Origin of the sequence: Micromonospora aurantiaca ATCC 27029 (genome assembly GCF_000145235.1) — a bacterium.
Taxonomy (GTDB): Bacteria; Actinomycetota; Actinomycetes; order Mycobacteriales; family Micromonosporaceae; genus Micromonospora; species Micromonospora aurantiaca.
On record NC_014391.1, the window covers coordinates 6,605,162 to 6,621,468 of the forward strand.

Here is a 16,307-nt window from a genome sequence, read left to right on the forward strand (position 1 = left end):
CCCAACGGCTGGTTAGGCTCGACGGGTGGCAGCGAGTGAGCAGCCGGCCGAGCCCGCCGGCAGATGGCCGGCCCGCCTGCACGTGGTGACCGGCAAGGGCGGCACAGGAAAGACGAGCGTGGCCGCCGCGCTGGCCCTCGGCCTGGCCGCCGGGGGCCGGCGCACCCTGCTGGTCGAGGTGGAGGGCCGGCAGGGCATCGCCCAGCTCTTCGGCACCGACCCGCTGCCGTACGAGGAACGGCACCTCGCCGACGCGCCCGGCGGCGGTGAGGTGCGGGCGCTGGCGGTGGACGCCGAGGAGGCGCTCCTCGAATACCTGGACATGTTCTACAAGCTCGGCGCCGCCGGCCGGGCGCTGCGCAAGCTCGGCGCGATCGACTTCGCCACCACGATCGCGCCGGGCCTGCGCGACGTGCTGCTCACCGGCAAGGTCAAGGAGGCGACCACCCGGACCAGCGGGTCGCGCCGGACGTACGACGCGGTGGTGCTGGACGCGCCCCCGACCGGGCGGATCGGCCGCTTCCTGAACGTGACGGCGGAGACCGCCCGGCTCGCGAAGGTCGGCCCGATCAAGACCCAGAGCGAGGGCGTCTCCGCGCTGCTCCGGTCGCCGATGACCGCTGTGCACGTGGTCACGCTGCTGGAGGAGATGCCGGTCCAGGAGACGCTCGACGCGGTGGCGGAGCTGACCCAGCTCGGTTTCCCGGTCGGCCGCGTGATCGTCAACGGCGTCCGCCCGCCGGTGCCGGCCGGGCGGGCGGTGACAGCGGCCGAGCTGAAGCGCGGGCTGGCCGCCGCCGGCCTGCCGACCGACGGCCCGACCGTGGCCGGGCTCGTCGAAGAGGCCCGTGACCAGCAGGTACGCCGAGAGCTGGAGGACTCCCTCCGGGGTGACCTGGTGGACCTCGGCCTGCCCCTGGTCGAGTTGCCGCTGCTGCCCGAGGGGGTCGACCGGGCCGGGCTGGAGACGCTCGCCGAGGCCCTCGTCCGGGCGGATTGACTCACACCTGCGGCCGGCACGGAGCAGAGTGCCCCTCGGGACCGATACGCTCGATTGGTGCCTTCCGAAGACGCGGCGCCTCCGCTTGACGTCGACCAGATCCTCGCCGACGACGGCGTACGGATCGTGGTCTGCTGCGGCGCGGGCGGCGTGGGCAAGACGACCACGGCGGCGGCGCTGGCGTTGCGGGCGGCCGAGCGGCACGGCCGGCGGACGGTGGTGCTCACCATCGACCCGGCCCGCCGGCTGGCCCAGTCGCTCGGCCTGACCGAGCTGGACAACACACCCCGGCAGGTCAAGGGCATCGACGTCGAGGCCAGCGGCGGCGAACTGCACGCCATGATGCTCGACATGAAGCGCACGTTCGACGACGTGGTGCTTCAGCACACCGACCCGGCGAAGGCCGCGGAGATCTTCGCCAACCCCTTCTACCAGGCCATGAGTTCCACCTTCGCCGGCACGCAGGAATACATGGCGATGGAGAAGCTGGGCCAGTTGCACGCCCGGGGCGAGTGGGACCTGATCGTGGTGGACACGCCGCCGTCGCGCTCCGCGCTCGACTTCCTGGACGCGCCGGCCCGGCTGTCCCGGTTCCTCGACGGCCGGATGCTGCGCCTGCTGCTGGCCCCCGCGCGCAGCGGCGGGCGGAGCATGTTCAGCCTGGTCACGGCGAGCTTCGGGATGTTCTCCAAGGTGGTGCAGAAGGTGATCGGCGCCCAACTGCTCACCGACCTGTCCGGCTTCGTGGCCGCCCTCGACTCGATGTTCGGCGGGTTCCGGCAGCGCGCCGAGCAGACGTACCGGATCCTCCAGGCCCGGGAGACGGCGTTCCTGCTGGTCGCGGCGCCGGAGCCGGACGCGGTCCGGGAGGCCGCCTACTTCGCCGGCCGCCTGCGCTCCGAGCGGATGCCGCTGGCCGGGCTGGTGCTCAACCGGGTGCACCGGCCGGCGTCGGACCTGTCCGCCGCGGAGAGCCTGGCCGCCGCGGAGCGGCTGGCCGGCGTGGGTGGGCACGAGGGCACCGTCGAGGTGTTGCGCGCGCACGCCGCGCTGGCCCAGCAGGCGGTACGCGAGGAGCAGGTGGCGGCCCGGTTCACCGAGGCGTTCCCGGCGGTGCCGGCGGTGTCGGTGACGGCGCAGCCCGCCGACGTGCACGACGTCGACGGGCTGCGGACGATCGGCGAGGCGATCAGCCGGAGCTGACCGGTCCGGTCAGTTGGCCGTGGTGACCAGGATCTTGTCCTTGCCGGCCTTCTCCTTGGCGTTCTTCTTCATGGCCGCCTCGAACATCTTGCGCCAGCTGGTGACCTGCGGGTGACGGCGCAGCAACGCCCGGCGCTCGCGCTCGGTCATGCCACCCCACACGCCGAACTCGATCCGGTTGTCGAGCGCGTCGGCCAGGCACTCGTACCGAACTGGGCAGCTCCGGCAGATCCTCTTCGCCACGTTCTGTTCGGCGCCCTGTACGAACAACGCGTCCGGGTCTCCGTTCTGACATGCCGCCAGTGACGGCCAGTCAGTGATCATGCCCATCTGTACACGTCCCCCCTTGCAGTACCTACCGACTTCGCGCGAGCAGCCCTCGTACATCCCCCCGGTCGTTCGCGCCGGCCTCCCCAGGGCGGCACGAACGACTCATGGCTGCGGTCGCCGCCACCATCATGCTGTGTAGTCGCCCGATTACGCAACGTTGTCGGCGAAATCCATCATTCCGGACACTCCCGGCTTCCCGGGCTTTCGCCCCGCGACTACCCCGCCCGAGTACGTGAAAACGCTGCGCCACTCCCGGACTTCGGAGAGACTTCCGCCGGATCTCACGCAACCCCGGACCAGGGCTCGTGCGTTTAGCACAACGAGGCCGGCGCGTGCAGGAAATGGGGAAAGTTCCCCGCGCGCCCGCCGTTCCCTACTCGCGTACCCTGTCGAGGTGACCTGGATGCGGAAACGTGACCACAACGTGCTGACCAACGCCGCATCGCTGCTGATCTGCGGCCTCTTGGCCGGAGTGGTGGTCGCCGCGGCGGCCTTCCCCGTGGCGGCGATGTCCGGACTGGCCGCCAAGGCGGGGGCGGAGACGTTCGATGCGTTGCCCAAGGAGCTGACAGTCGCCCGGGCGCCCCAGATCACCCGGCTGCTCGCGTCCGACGGCAAGACCGTGCTGGCCACGATGTACGACGAGAACCGCAAGGACGTCAAGCTCAAGGACATCTCGCCGTACATGCAGAAGGCCATCATCGCGGCCGAGGACCACGACTTCTACAAGCACAACGGCGTGGACATCAACGGTGTGGCGCGGGCCTTCGTCAACAACCAGGCCTCCGGCTCCTCCCGGCAGGGCGCCTCGACGCTCACCATGCAGTACGTCCGGCTGGCCATCTCCTACTCGGCCACCCACCCGGCCGACGTGGTCGCCGCGACCGAGGACACCAGCGGCCGCAAGCTGCGCGAGATGAGCCTGGCGCTCCAGGTCGACAAGGAGCTCTCCAAGGACGAGATCCTGGAGCGCTACCTGAACATCGCCGCGTTCGGCAACGGCGCGTACGGCATCTGGGCGGCCAGCCAGGTCTACTTCAACAAACCGCCGAGCAAGCTCGACATCCAGGAGTCGGCGATGCTCGCCGGCATGGTGAAGGCACCCACCGCGTTCGACCCGACCACCAAGGCGGGCTACCCGGAGGCGGTCGGCCGGCGCGACTACGTCATCGACAACATGGTGCAGATCGGCGCGGTCACCCAGCAGGAGGCGGACGCCGCCAAGAAGATCAAGCTCCAGGTCAAGGGCAAGCGCACCCCGAACGGCTGCACCCAGACCACCACCCGCTCGTGGGGCTTCTTCTGCGACTACCTCTACCGCTGGTGGCTCCAGCAGGAGACGTTCGGCGCCACCTCGTACGACCGTGAGCGGCGGCTCAAGAGCGGCGGCTACACCATCGTCTCCACCCTGGACGTCCAGGCCCAGAAGGGCGCCGACAAGGCCGTCCGCAACAAGCTCGGCGAGAGCAGCAAGGCGGCCCGCATGGTGGCCGCCGTCGAACCCGGCACCGGCCGGGTGCGCGCCGTGGCGGTGAACCGGAACTTCAAGCTCGACGACCCGGCCGACCCGCAGAACAAGATCTCCAGTGACCCGAAGAAGGCCAAGAAGAAGATCCGGGGCAACTACCCCAACACGGTGAACCCGCTGGTCACCGGCGGTCCCGGCATCGCCGGCTACCAGGCCGGCTCGACCTTCAAGATCTTCACGCTGGTGGCCGCGCTGGAGAAGGGCTACCCGCTCAGCTACCCCATCAACGCGCAGCCGGTGTTCAAGTCCGACTACCCGGTCGAGTTCAACTCGCCCGCCGCCTGCCCGGGCACCAGCAAGTACTGCCCGAAGAACGCCAACCCCGCGATGGCCGGCATGCACAACATGTGGAGCGGCTTCGGCTTCTCGGTCAACACGTTCTTCATCGACCTCCAGCAGCGGGTCGGCGCGGAGAACGTGGTGAAGGCCGCGCAGAAGCTCGGCATCACGTTCCGCTCGTCGAGCGACGCGCAGCTCGCCGCCAACCCGCACCAGTGGGGCGCGTTCAGCCTCGGCGTCTCCCAGACCACTCCGCTGGAGCTGGCGAACGCGTACGCGACGCTCGCCGCCGACGGCAAGTACTGCGAGCCGATCCCGGTGCAGGAGATCCGTGGCCCGGACGGCGAGAAGCTGGACGTCGCCAACCCCCGCTGCGAGCAGCGGGTCAGCACCGAGGTGGCCCGCGCCGCCGTGGATGCCGCGCGCTGCCCGGTCGGTGACCGCTCCTCCACCACGAAGTGCGGCCCCGCCACCGCCGGCAACGTCCGCAACATCGTCAACGCGCCGGTGGCCGGCAAGTCCGGCACCACCGACTCCGACCGCACCTCGGCGCTGGTCGCGATGACCAAGCAGTACGCGGTGGCCGGCATCATGGCCGACCCGGACTGGCCGCAGACCAACCAGAAGATGGGCCACGACGAGACGCCCCAGGGCATCAACCCGGCTGTCTACCAGACGCTGCGCGACGCCATGAAGGGCAAGGAGCGGAAGAACTTCACGCCGCCCAGCGGCAAGATCGTCCTGGGTGACCAGCGCTCCATCCCGGGCGTGAAGTGCGAGTCCATCGAGACCGCGAAGTCCCGGCTGAAGGGTGCCGGCTTCGAGCCGGTGGTCTCCAGCAACAAGGTGCCGTCGGAGTGCCCGGCCGGCACCGCCGCCGGCACCAGCCCCGACGGCCGCACCATCAAGGGTGGCGTGGTGATGATCGAGGTCAGCTCCGGCCAGGGCACCCCGGAGCAGGGCGACACCGCCACACCGGGCCGGCCGGGTGGCCCGGGCGGACCGGGTAACGGCGGCCGACCGGGACGACCGCCGAACTGACAGCCGACAACAGCGACGGCCACCTCCCTCGGGAGGTGGCCGTCGTCGTTTCCGCGCTACCGGAGCGCCGGGGTCAGAGACCGAGCTGGCGGCGTACCTCGGCGGCGACCCGACCACCCTCGGCCCGGCCGGCCACCGCGCCCTGGGCCGCCTTCATGGCCGGGCCCATCTGCGCCTTGCCGGTGAAGCCGCCCGCGGCGAGCGCCCCCGAGACCAGCTCGGCCAGCTCGTCGTCGGAGAGCTGCTTGGGCAGGTAGCGCTCCAGCACCTCACCCTCGGCGGTCTCCTTGCCGGCCTGCTCGGCGCGCCCGGCGTCGGCGAACGCCAACGCCGCCTCGCGGCGCTTCTTGGCCTCCTTGGTCAGCACGGCGAGCACCTCGTCGTCGCTGAGCTCGCGCTTTTCCCGGCCGGCGACCTCGGCGTTGCCCACGGCGGCCAGGGCCATCCGCAGCGTGGAGGTGGTCAGCTCGTCGCGCGCCTTGAGAGCGGCGCGCATGTCGGCGGTGAGACGGTCCTTCAGCGTGCTCATGGACGGTGAAACTACCCTGAACGCCATGCGAAAGCGCACACTATTCCGGCTCGCGGCCGGAACCGTCGCCGCCGGTGCGGCCACCCTGGCGTACGCGTCGCTCATTGAGCGCAACATGTTCACCCTCCGCCGGTACGACGTGCCGGTGCTCCCGACCGACGCCGAACCGCTGCGGGTGCTGCACCTCTCCGACCTGCACATGATGCCCGACCAGCGACGCAAGCAGGACTGGGTGGCCTCGCTGGCCGCACTCGACCCCGACCTGGTCGTGGTCACCGGCGACAACATGGCGCACCCGGCGTCGGTGCCGGGCGTGCTGCGCGCCCTGCAACCGCTGCTCGACCTGCCCGGCGCGTTCGTCTTCGGCTCCAACGACTACACCGGCCCGGTCTTCAAGAACCCCTTCACCTACTTCCTGCCCGACCGGGAGTACACCGAGGGCGTGCCGCTGCCGTACGAGGAACTGCGCGACATCCTCACCGGCGCCGGCTGGGCGGACCTGAACAACGCCCGCACCACGCTCAAGGCCGGCGGGCGGGAGATCGAGCTGGCGGGCGTGGACGACCCCCACATCGAACGGGACGACTACGACGCCGTGGCCGGCCCGGTCAGTGGCGACGCGGCGCTTTCGATCGCGTTGTCCCACTCCCCCGAGCCCGTGGTGCTGGACCGGATGGCCGCCGACGGCTTCGGTCTGCTGCTCGCCGGGCACACCCACGGCGGCCAGGTCTGCGTGCCCGGGTACGGCGCCCTGGTGACCAACTGCGGGCTGCCCCGCTCGATGGCGCGGGGGCTGCACCGCTGGCCCGGCTCGGACTCCTGGCTGCACGTCTCCGCCGGCCTCGGCACCCACCCCACCGCCCCGATCCGCTTCGCCTGTCCCCCAGAGGCCAGCATCCTCACCTTGATCCCCCGCTGACCCCCCGGCAGATCTTGGTACGCGGCCGCCCCTCGGAGGGCTCATCCGTACCAAGATCTGCCGGGTACGCGGGGCGGGGGGTACCGAGTTTGACCGTGCGGGCGGGTGGGCTACTATTTGTCGGCACGCCTCGGGGTGTGGCGCAGCTTGGTAGCGCGCTTCGTTCGGGACGAAGAGGTCGTCGGTTCGAATCCGGCCACCCCGACCAGAGGTAAGAGGGCACATCCGATCGATCGGATGTGCCCTCTGCGTTTTCCCGGCACCGGTCACCGTCGCAGTAGGATCCCGCCATGCCACGGCCGGTGGTCTTCGACCTCTTCCACACCCTGGTTCACGGCGCCGACGACGAGCGGGACCGGGTGGTCGGCGAGATGGCGCTCATCGTCGGAGTGGATCCGGCGGCGCTCGTCTCCGCGTACCACGCCACTTGGCGGGACCGCCTGGTCCGGTGGAACGCGGCCGAGACGGTACGCATCCTCGCCGCGCGTCTCGGCGGCTCGCCGACTGATGAGCAGGTGACCCGGGCCGCCGCGCATCGGCTGACTCTCGCCCACCGGGTGCTGGGCCGCGTCTCGCCCGTCACGCTGGACGTGCTCGACGCGCTGCGCGAGCGCGGGCACCGGCTGGCCCTGATCAGCAACGCCACCTCCGAGACGGCCGAGGCGTGGCCGGGCGGGACGCTCGCCCGGCGTTTCGACGTCACGGTGTTCTCCTGCGAGGTCGGGCTGGCCAAGCCGGACCCGGCTATCTACCGGACCGCCGCGGAGCGGCTGGGCGTCGCGCCGGCCGACTGCGTGTACGTGGGCGACGGCGCGGACGGCGAGCTGGCCGGCGCGGCCGCGGCCGGCATGACGGTGCTCCGGACCACGGAACACCAGGACACCGATCCGGGCTGGATCGGACCGGTGATCGCGAACCTCGGTGACCTGCCCGCCCACGTGGAGCAACCGGCCTCGGCCGATTAGATCGACGGAACTGCCCGAAGCCACCCCGCCACGCGCGGTTGCCCCTGCCTCCTGGCAAAGTGTGCGCATGTCGCCGATGATCCGATCCCGCCTGACCGATTGGACCACCGTCGCGCCCCTGGTCGCCGTGCTCGTGCTCGTGATGACCTGGGGACGGGAGCTGCCCGGCCCGCTCATCTTCGTGGTGGCGGCCCTGCTCGCCGCGGCCGTACTGGCGGCTGTGCACCACGCCGAGGTGGTCGCGCACAAGGTCGGTGAGCCGTTCGGGTCACTCGTGCTCGCGGTGGCGGTCACCGTGATCGAAGTCGGTCTGATCGTCACGCTGATGATCAGCGGCGGGGACAAGACGCAGGCGCTGGCGCGGGACACCGTCTTCGCCGCCATCATGATCACCTGCAACGGCATCCTCGGCCTTTCGCTGCTGCTCGGCGCGCTGCGGCGACAGGTCGCGGTGTTCAATCCGGAGGGCACCGGCGGGGCGCTCGCCACTGTGGCCACGCTCGCCACGCTCAGCCTTGTGGTGCCGACGTTCACCACGAGCCGGCCGGGACCGGAGTTCTCCCCGGCGCAGCTCGCCTTCGCGGCGGTCGCCTCGCTGGCGCTCTACCTGCTGTTCGTCATGGTGCAGACCGGCCGGCACCGCGACTACTTCCTCCCGGTCACGCAGGAGGGCAGCATCCTCGCCGAGGACAAGAACGGTGACGGGCACGCCGAGCCGCCGTCCACGCGTACCGCGCTGGCCAGCCTGGCCCTGCTGGTGGTGGCGCTCGTCGCGGTGGTGGGCGACGCGAAGACGATCTCCCCGGCGATCGAGACGGCGGTCGGCGCGGCCAACCTGCCGCAGGCGTTCGTCGGCGTGGTCATCGCGCTGCTGGTGCTGCTGCCGGAGACGCTCGCCGCCGCCCGGGCGGCCCGGCGGGACCGGGTACAGATCAGCCTCAATCTCGCGCTCGGCTCGGCCATGGCCAGCATCGGCCTGACCATCCCGGCCATCGCGATCGCCTCGATCTGGCTGGACGGGCCGCTGGTGCTGGGCCTGGGCGGCACCCAGATGACGCTGCTGGCGCTGACCGCTGTGGCAGCGGTGCTCACCGTGGTGCCGGGACGGGCGACTGTGCTCCAGGGCGGGGTGCACCTGGTGCTGCTCGCCGCGTTCGTCTTCCTGGCCGCCAGCCCGTAAGCGGGGCCCACTGCCGGGCCGCGCACCGGCAAGCGCCGCCGGCAAGAACCGTCAGTCGTGCATCTCCGTGCGCGCCACCTCGGCGAACGCGGCGGTCAGGTACTCGGCGAACGGGCGCCCGGTGACCGCCAGCAGGTCGGCCACCAGCAGCGGCGCGTGCCGGGCGATCGTCGCCGGGGCGGGCGGGTTCTCGTCGTCGCCCGGGTCGTAGACGCCGAGCGCGCCGGCCAGCAGCACCAGCAGCACGTGCGGGTCGACGTCGGGCCACCAGGACGCCGCCGAACGGACGCACTGTTCGAGCACCTGGCGTACGTCGTCGCCGTCCAGCCCGTCCGGGTGGCCCTCCTCCAGCAGCAGCCGGACCACGCCGCCGAGCACCAGCCCGGCCCGGTCGGCGGCGGCCAGCCGCTCGACGGCCGGGGCGTACGCCTCGGCGTCGCGGGCCTGCGCGGCGCTCACCGCGTCGGTGGCCGTCTCGGCGATCTCGCGGGCCGGTGCGGGCAGGTGCCGCCAGGTCGTGGTCACCGGGTCAGCATGGCAGAGCACGTGTGATCGCTCACCTTCCGGCCCGGCGACCACGTGTGTAAGGGGTAAACGGGTCGCGGTAGTCGTACCCGCCGAACAGAATCCCTGCCATGCTGCGCCGCGCCCTGCCCGCCCGTCCCGAAGCCCGCCGGATCCTGCTCGGCACCTTGTTCTCCGCTGTCGGGCGCGGCCTCACCCTGCCGTTCCTGTTCATCTACCTCACCGACGTACGCGGCCTGACCGACACCCGGGCCGGGCTGGTGATCGGCTGGTTCGGCGCTGTCACGCTCGCTCTGTCGCCGCTGGCCGGCACGTTCATCGACCGGTTCGGCGCGCGCCGGGTGGTGTTGCCCTGCCTGGTGATCGAGGCGGTCGGGACCGGCTCGCTGGCGCTGGTCGACTCGACCGCCTCGGCGTTCGGCGTGATGACGGTCGTCGCGGTGGGCAGTTCGGCGATCTGGGCCGGGCAGAACACGATCCTCGCCTCGCTGACCGGTGACGGCGAGCGGCAGCGCGTCTTCGGGCTCAACTTCGCGCTGCTCAACCTGGGCATCGGCACCGGCGGTCTGATCTCCGGCGCGGTGGTCGACGTGGCCCGTCCGATCACCTTCGAGGTGATCTACCTGCTGGACGCGGTGAGCTACCTGACGCCGGCACTGATCCTGCTCACGCTGCCGAACGTGGGGCACCGGCCGATCCTGGCCACGGGCGCGAAGGCCGACGACCGGAGGAGCGGCGGCTACCTCACGGTGCTGCGGGACCGGCCGTTCCGCCGCCTGGTCGTCTTCGGCCTGGTGCTCACCACCTGCGGGTACGCGCAGATCGAGGTGGGCTTCGCGGCGTACTCGGTCCGGGTGGTCGAGGTGACGCCCCGGGTGGTGGCGTGGGCGCTCGCCGCGAACACCGTGATGATCGTGCTCTCGCAGCTGCTGGTGATCCGGCGGTTGGAGGGGCGCAGCCGTACCCGGGCACTCGCCACCGTCGGCGCGGTCTTCGCCGGCGCGTGGCTGGTGCTCGGCGCCGCGGGTGTGGTGGGCAGCGGCAACGCGGTGCTCGCGGCGCTCGGCGTGGTGGCCTGTTCGGCGATCTTCGGGTTCGGCGAGACGATGCTGTCGCCGGTCATGCCCGCGCTCACAAACGCGCTGGCCACCGACGAGCTGCGCGGCCGGTACAACGCGATGAGCTCGATGATCTTCGGGATCAGCGGCGTGGTCGGTCCGGTCACCGCCGGGCCGCTGATCGGCGCGGCGCACGGCCGGGTGTGGGTGGCGGTCGTGGTGGGCGGCTGCCTGGCCGCCTCGGTGCTCGCGCTGTCGCTGCGTCCGCTGCTCACCGCCGCGCAGGACGGCCGCCTGGCCCCCGCCCCGGCCAAGCAGCCGGCCGGCGTGGCCTGACACAGAACGGGCCCCGGAGCTGAGCGCTCCGGGGCCCGTCCGCGGTGCGGTCGGCCGTCAGCCGGCGGCGACCTCGGTGGTCGTGCGGATCCGGTCCAGCGCCGGCGGGGAGACCGGCGACTTCTCGGTCAGGTACGCGGTGAAGGCGTCCAGGTCGATCTGGCCGGTCACCGCGTTGGTGCCACCGGTCAGGACGCTGAAGCCGTCGCCGCCACCGGCGAGGAAGTTGTTCACGGTGACCCGGTAGGTGGCGGTGTCCGTCACCGGGGTGCCGTTGATGGTGAGGCTGCCCCGGACCACCCGGGTGCCGGCGCACGGCGTGCCGGCCGGCGCGGTGGTGCCGTTGACGTCCACGACGTAGTTGACGGTCGAGGACGCGTAGAGCACGCGCGCGACGGTGAACTGCTGCTCCAGCATGCAGTAGAGCTGCGCGCCGGTCAGGTCCAGCGTCACCAGGTTGTTGGCGAACGGCTGCACGGTGAACGCCTCGGCGTAGGTGACCGGGCCGGCGTCGAGGTCGGCGCGGACGCCACCGGGGTTCATGAACGCGGCGACCGCGTTCTGCTCGGTGTCGGTGGCGGCGAGCTGCGCGTCGGCGATCAGGTTGCCGAGCGGCGACTCACCGGTCTGGTACGTCGGCTTGCCGTTGACGTCGACCCCGGTCTGGTACAGGTTCTCCTGGGTCTTGGTGATCGCGGCGGTGGTCTCGCCCACCACCCGGTCGGCCACCGGGCCGAGCGCGGTCTTGTACCGGTTGATCAGCTCCGTCGAGGCCGGGTCCTTCTCGACGTCCCGCGTGACCACCACGTTGTTCGCGGACGCGGTGACCACGTCGCGGGTACGCGGGTCGATCTTCAGGTCGATCTGGGTGACCAGGCGGCCGAACGAGCTGGCGCTGGTGACCAGCTTGCCGTTGATGTTGCAGTTGTACGCGGCGTGGGTGTGCCCGCTGACGATCACGTCGATGGACGGGTCCATCCGGTTGGCGATGTCGACGATCGGGCCGCTGAACCCGGTGCAGTCGTTGATGCCGCCGCCGTTCTGCACGCCGCCCTCGTGCAGCAGCACGACGATGCTCTTGACCCCGAGCAGGCGCAGGATCTTGGCGTACTTGTTGGCGGTGTCGGCCTCGTCGGTGAACCGCAGGCCGGCGACGCCCTGCTGGCTGACGATGTTCGGGGTGCCCTCCAGGGTCATCCCGATGAAGCCGATCGGGACACCCTTGACGATCTTGATGCCGAACGGCTGCATCAGCGGCAGGCCGGTGGAGGTCTTGAAGGCGTTCGCCGAGAGGTACTTGAACTTGGCGCCACCGAACGGGGTGCCGTCGGCGCAGCCGTCCACCGGGTGGCAGCCGCCGCGCTGCATGCGCAGCAGCTCGGCCGCGCCCTCGTCGAACTCGTGGTTGCCGACGCTTGCGAACTCCAGCCCGGCGAGGTTCATCTCCTCGATGGTGGGCTCGTCGTGGAACGCGGCGGAGAGCAGCGGCGAGGCGCCGATCAGGTCACCCGCGGCGACCGTGACAGTGCCCTTGCCCTGCTGCTTGGCGGCGGCGCGCATCGACTTCAGGTGGCTGGCCAGGTATTCCGCGCCACCGGCCGGCTGGCCCTCGATGGTGCCGCTGGAGCCGGTCGGCGGCTCCAGGTTTCCGTGGAAGTCGTTGATCGCGAGCAACTGGACGTCGACCGGCTTCGGGCGGGCCTCGGCCTGGTCGGGGGTGACGGCGACCGCTGTGAACGCGGTCGCGGCGAGTGCGGCCAGGCCGACGGCGGCCCGGCGTCGCATCCCGGTGACGGACATGGAACTCCTCGTGAGATGCCGGTATGTGGCGTCCGGGCGATGGTTCGCCCGGCGACCCTGATCCGTGCCGTGACAGGTGTCGATCGCGGAGGGCGGTACTCGGGGGAACGCCGCCCCGCCGGGGTAGCTTCTCATCCACCGGCCGCCAGGTCGAACGGGGCGGCATCAGGAATCGTCGTTGTCCTGAGCGGCCCGTACCGGTCTGCCGGACGAGTCGGACATGACGGTCAGGTGAAATTCCGCGCGGCGCACGCTGTCGATGCCTGCCGCTGTCGAAGGCGCCGGCTCCCAGGGACAGGGAGCCGACGCCGACGCTCATGTCACGCGGAAATCCTTGCGCTGGCAACCGTCCTTGCCGGAATCACCTCCTGCCGGACACCCATCGCGGACCGAACGGTCGTTCATGTCCGACGGCCCGGCATATCGAACGAACTGTCCGAACTCGACTCACTGCCGGGCGTGCCGGTCCGAGGTCCGCTGTGGGCGGTGACGACGAGCCTGCGCAACGCCGGACGCGTCCACCGCCCGGCGACCCCCGGCCGGCCCGCCAGATAGCCGACCGTCCGCGCGGCGTCCCAGCCGTGCGCCTCGCGCAGCCCGCGCGCCAGCATCCCGAGATAGACCGGGGCGGGCCGGGTCCACTGCACCTCCACCGCCCGATGCGGCGCGGTGAACGTGAGCATCGGCAGATCCTCGTGGACGCCGACGCGCAGCAGCGTCTCGTAGCGGCCCGGCCCGAGCGTCGCCCGCCCGGTCTCGACCGCCGCAAGGATCCCGGCCAGGTCGGCACCGGGCGGCCGGTACATCTCCTGCGCGGCGATGTCAGCGAACTGCTCGACGGTCACCAGATAGCCGCGCGCTGCTGCCCGGCCGGGCAGCAGCGGGTCGTAGAACGCCATGCCGCCGGTCCAGGCCCGCGACTCACCGGCGAAGTAGACGCCGCCGGGGATCAGCACCGGAACCGTCCGGCGCGGTGGCCGGCGGTCCCGGCAGCCGGGGTACGTGCGCAGCCCGCCCGGTGGACACCCGCCACGCAGGTACCAGTCGAGCCGGGCGGCGTGCAGGTTCGAGCCGTACGCGACGTACCAGAGCATCGGCGGCGCGGTTCAGAACCAGCAGGTGCGCCCGGCGGCGTGGCTGACCTGGACGGTGTGCGTCACGCAGCCGCCGTCGGCGATGCGGTGCAGCAGGAAGGCGGTCGGCTCGGCGACGAACCCCGGCTCCTCCTCGTCGGTCATGCTGAGGCTCACCTGGATCCAGGTGCTCGGCGCGGTGGTCAGCACCGTACCGGCGAACGCGCTCGTCACCTGGCGGTGCAGGTGCCCCGCGGCGACGCGTACGACATGGGGGTGACGGCCGACCACGGCGGCGAGCGCGTCGGCGTCGGCGAGGCCCATCGCGTCCATGCCCGGCACGCCCACGGTGACCGGCGGATGGTGCAGGCACACGACGGCGGGCGCGTCGGTACGCCCGGCGAGCACCCCGTCCAGCCAGGCGAGCTGCTCGTCGCCGAGCCGTCCGCCGGGGCTGCCCGGGGTGAGCGAGTCGAGCACCACGAGCGTCGCGTCCGGCAGGTCGACGTGGTAGTGCGCCGAGAAGCCACCGGCCAGGTACGGGGTGCCGCCGAACGTGTCGAGCAGCGACTCGCGGTCGTCGTGGTTGCCGGTCACCAGGTGCACAGGCAGCGGGAACGCGCCGACGATCTCGCGCAGGGCGAGGTATTCGTCCGGCCGGCCGTTCGCGGTGAGGTCGCCGGTGATCACCACGCAGTCGGGCCGCGGACGCAGGGCGAGCACCGTGCCGAGCGCCCGGTGCAACCCGGACGCCGGGTCGGCCGCGAGCGGGCCGGTGGTCACGTGCGGGTCGCTGAGCTGGGCGATGAGCATCGGCCGCCTCCTCGGGTGCCCGGGCCCTCACGCTATCGCCGCGCACCCTCCCCGCGCAGGCCCGCTTGTGCCCACAGGCTGTGTCCACAGCCTGTGGATAGCACATGTGTACGAAGGTCGGCGGCGGTTGCGCTGAGTACCCTTGATCGCGACCCGACCCCCTCCGAGCAGGAACGACGTGGATCACGAGCGAGTCCTCCGCGACGTCACGGTGCGCCTTCCCACGGCGTCGACCGTCCCGGAGGCGTGCCAGTGGACCGTCGCCGCGCTCGCCCGGCACACCCCGGCGACCGCCACCGTCCTGCTCCGCGTCCACGACCGTCTGCGCTGCGTCGCCGCGACCGGCGCCTGGCAGGTCTTCTCGCACGTGCCGGCGACCGCCGACGGCACCCCGCCGGGCCGCCACCGGCCCGAACCCTCGGTGGTGCGGCGGGTCTACGCCTCCGGGACCACCGCCGCCGTGCCCGACGTCGGCGCCGACCCCGACTACCTCGAGGTCCGCCCGGACGTCACAGCCGAACTCTGTGTGCCGGTACGCGACCCGGACGGCCGTCCGATCGGGGTGCTCGACCTGCAGTGGAGCGAGCCGGTCGTGCTCGCGGCCTGGCGGGAGACAGCCGAGCTGGTGGCCGACCGACTCGGCGGGCGGATCGCCGCGCTCGGCGGGCCGCCGGCCGAGAGCCGCAGCGAGAAGCTGCTCCGGCACGCCGCCGCGTTCACCGCCGCCCCGACCGACTGGGACCTGATGACCGCCGCGCTCGCCGCGGCCCGGGACGTCTCAGCGCTCTCCGCCGCCGTACTGGTGCTCACCGGCCGGCGCGGCCCACGCCTCGGCGCGCCCACGGCCACACCGGGCGAGCTGGAGGCACGGATCCGGGCCGAGCTGGACGAGGCCGGACCGGCCGCGCTCGACCGCATGATCGACCGGGCCCACCGGTACGGCTCGGCGTACACGCTGGGCGAGGCGGGCCACCCGCCCACCGAGGAGTACCTGCCGCTGACCCGGGCCGGCGCGCGCACGCTTGTGGCGGTGCCGGTCGGCACACCGGCCTCCGGTGGCGTGCTGCTCGTCGCCGACGAGCAGCGCCTGCGCCCCGACCCGACCACAGTCAACCTGATCGAGCTGCTCGCCGGGCAGGCGTGGACCTGCCTGGACCGGCTGCGTACGCTCGCCCGGCTCCGCGAGCAGGCCAGCTCGGACCCGCTCACCGGGCTGCGGCACACCGGCCCGTTCGGGCAGCGGATCGCCACCGCCACGCCGGGGCGTACCGCGCTGCTGGCGATCGACGTGGACGGGTTCAAGGACGTCAACGACACGTACGGCCACCAGGCCGGTGACCGGCTCCTGGTGGGGCTGGCCCGGGCGCTCGAAGGCGCGCTACGTCAGGGCGACGAGCTGTACCGGACCGGCGGCGACGAGTTCGTGGCGGTGATCGAGGTGAGCCGCCCGGAGGAGGCGGTACGGATCGCCGAACGGCTCACCGAGGCGGCCCGGCGTACCGGCCGGACGATCAGCGTCGGCATCGCCCTGCCGAGACCCGGCGAGTCTCCCGAACGCACCCTGCACCGAGCCGACCAGGCTCTGTACGCGGTGAAACGCCACGGCCGAGACGGCGTCCACCTCTCCGCCGCCTGACCCACTCCGTCCGCCCCGCCCCCGTCACCCCTCTCCCCCGCGATCTTGCACTTTAGGCCCTGGCAAATGCCGCATATGCCCCACAAGCAGGG

At 71.9% G+C, this 16,307-nt stretch carries 14 protein-coding genes and 1 tRNA gene; 9 read left to right on the forward strand and 6 right to left on the reverse strand.

The window, feature by feature from the left end; genetic code table 11:
• Positions 1-25 precede the first annotated feature (25 nt).
• Both bagA and bagB read left to right on the forward strand, forming a co-directional pair.
• Positions 26-1,000 carry an ATPase BagA gene (bagA, locus tag MICAU_RS29535; protein WP_013289024.1) on the forward strand — a complete coding sequence of 325 codons (975 nt, stop codon included), beginning with the start codon at positions 26-28 and terminating at the stop codon, positions 998-1,000.
• Between the two features lie 54 nt (positions 1,001-1,054).
• On the forward strand, positions 1,055-2,203 hold the full coding sequence (gene bagB / locus MICAU_RS29540; protein WP_030273791.1) for an ArsA family ATPase: 1,149 nt from the start codon (positions 1,055-1,057) through the stop codon (positions 2,201-2,203).
• Positions 2,204-2,212: 9 nt separating this feature from the next.
• On the opposite strand, the gene MICAU_RS29545 is transcribed toward bagB, so the two are convergent.
• Positions 2,213-2,533 (reverse strand): WhiB family transcriptional regulator, encoded by a 321-nt coding sequence (locus MICAU_RS29545; RefSeq protein ID WP_013289026.1) that lies wholly within the window; start codon positions 2,531-2,533, stop codon positions 2,213-2,215.
• Between the two features lie 403 nt (positions 2,534-2,936).
• Here MICAU_RS29545 and MICAU_RS29550 point away from each other — a divergent pair, with 403 nt between their 5' ends.
• On the forward strand, positions 2,937-5,381 hold the full coding sequence (locus MICAU_RS29550) for a transglycosylase domain-containing protein (RefSeq protein ID WP_013289027.1): 2,445 nt from the start codon (positions 2,937-2,939) through the stop codon (positions 5,379-5,381).
• 73 nt (positions 5,382-5,454) lie between these two features.
• On the opposite strand, the gene MICAU_RS29555 is transcribed toward MICAU_RS29550, so the two are convergent.
• The gene (locus MICAU_RS29555; protein WP_013289028.1) at positions 5,455-5,910 is read right to left on the reverse strand and encodes a GatB/YqeY domain-containing protein; all 456 of its coding nucleotides are present in this window, start codon (positions 5,908-5,910) and stop codon (positions 5,455-5,457) included.
• Between the two features lie 25 nt (positions 5,911-5,935).
• Here MICAU_RS29555 and MICAU_RS29560 point away from each other — a divergent pair, with 25 nt between their 5' ends.
• The 4 genes from MICAU_RS29560 to MICAU_RS29575 all read left to right on the forward strand — a co-directional run bounded on the left by MICAU_RS29560 (position 5,936) and on the right by MICAU_RS29575 (position 8,974).
• On the forward strand, positions 5,936-6,829 hold the full coding sequence (locus MICAU_RS29560; RefSeq protein WP_013289029.1) for a metallophosphoesterase: 894 nt from the start codon (positions 5,936-5,938) through the stop codon (positions 6,827-6,829).
• Positions 6,830-6,960: 131 nt separating this feature from the next.
• Positions 6,961-7,037 (forward strand) — tRNA-Pro (locus MICAU_RS29565).
• Positions 7,038-7,119: 82 nt separating this feature from the next.
• A complete protein-coding gene (locus tag MICAU_RS29570) occupies positions 7,120-7,794 on the forward strand; it encodes an HAD family hydrolase (RefSeq protein WP_013289030.1) in 675 nt (224 codons plus the stop codon).
• A 76-nt stretch (positions 7,795-7,870) separates the two neighbouring features.
• A complete protein-coding gene (locus MICAU_RS29575; RefSeq protein WP_013289031.1) occupies positions 7,871-8,974 on the forward strand; it encodes a calcium:cation antiporter in 1,104 nt (367 codons plus the stop codon).
• Between the two features lie 51 nt (positions 8,975-9,025).
• Here the strand turns inward: MICAU_RS29575 and MICAU_RS29580 are convergent, their stop codons facing one another.
• On the reverse strand, positions 9,026-9,499 hold the full coding sequence (locus MICAU_RS29580) for a hypothetical protein (RefSeq protein WP_244879695.1): 474 nt from the start codon (positions 9,497-9,499) through the stop codon (positions 9,026-9,028).
• Positions 9,500-9,609: 110 nt separating this feature from the next.
• Here MICAU_RS29580 and MICAU_RS29585 point away from each other — a divergent pair, with 110 nt between their 5' ends.
• Positions 9,610-10,893, forward strand: coding sequence for an MFS transporter (locus MICAU_RS29585; RefSeq protein ID WP_013289033.1), 1,284 nt, complete (start codon positions 9,610-9,612; stop codon positions 10,891-10,893).
• Positions 10,894-10,950: 57 nt separating this feature from the next.
• Here MICAU_RS29585 and MICAU_RS29590 read toward each other — a convergent pair whose 3' ends face one another.
• The 3 genes from MICAU_RS29590 to MICAU_RS29600 all read right to left on the reverse strand — a co-directional run bounded on the left by MICAU_RS29590 (position 10,951) and on the right by MICAU_RS29600 (position 14,579).
• Positions 10,951-12,693 (reverse strand): bifunctional metallophosphatase/5'-nucleotidase, encoded by a 1,743-nt coding sequence (locus tag MICAU_RS29590; RefSeq protein WP_013289034.1) that lies wholly within the window; start codon positions 12,691-12,693, stop codon positions 10,951-10,953.
• 401 nt (positions 12,694-13,094) lie between these two features.
• Positions 13,095-13,787: a hypothetical protein gene (locus MICAU_RS29595; RefSeq protein WP_013289035.1), complete on the reverse strand. Its 693-nt coding sequence runs from the start codon at positions 13,785-13,787 to the stop codon at positions 13,095-13,097.
• A 12-nt stretch (positions 13,788-13,799) separates the two neighbouring features.
• Complete coding sequence (locus MICAU_RS29600) at positions 13,800-14,579, reverse strand: phosphodiesterase (RefSeq protein ID WP_013289036.1); 780 nt, start codon at positions 14,577-14,579, stop codon at positions 13,800-13,802.
• Positions 14,580-14,757: 178 nt separating this feature from the next.
• On the opposite strand from MICAU_RS29600, the gene MICAU_RS29605 reads away from it, so the two are divergent.
• The gene (locus MICAU_RS29605) at positions 14,758-16,215 is read left to right on the forward strand and encodes a sensor domain-containing diguanylate cyclase (protein ID WP_013289037.1); all 1,458 of its coding nucleotides are present in this window, start codon (positions 14,758-14,760) and stop codon (positions 16,213-16,215) included.
• The last annotated feature ends 92 nt before the right edge of the window (positions 16,216-16,307 follow it).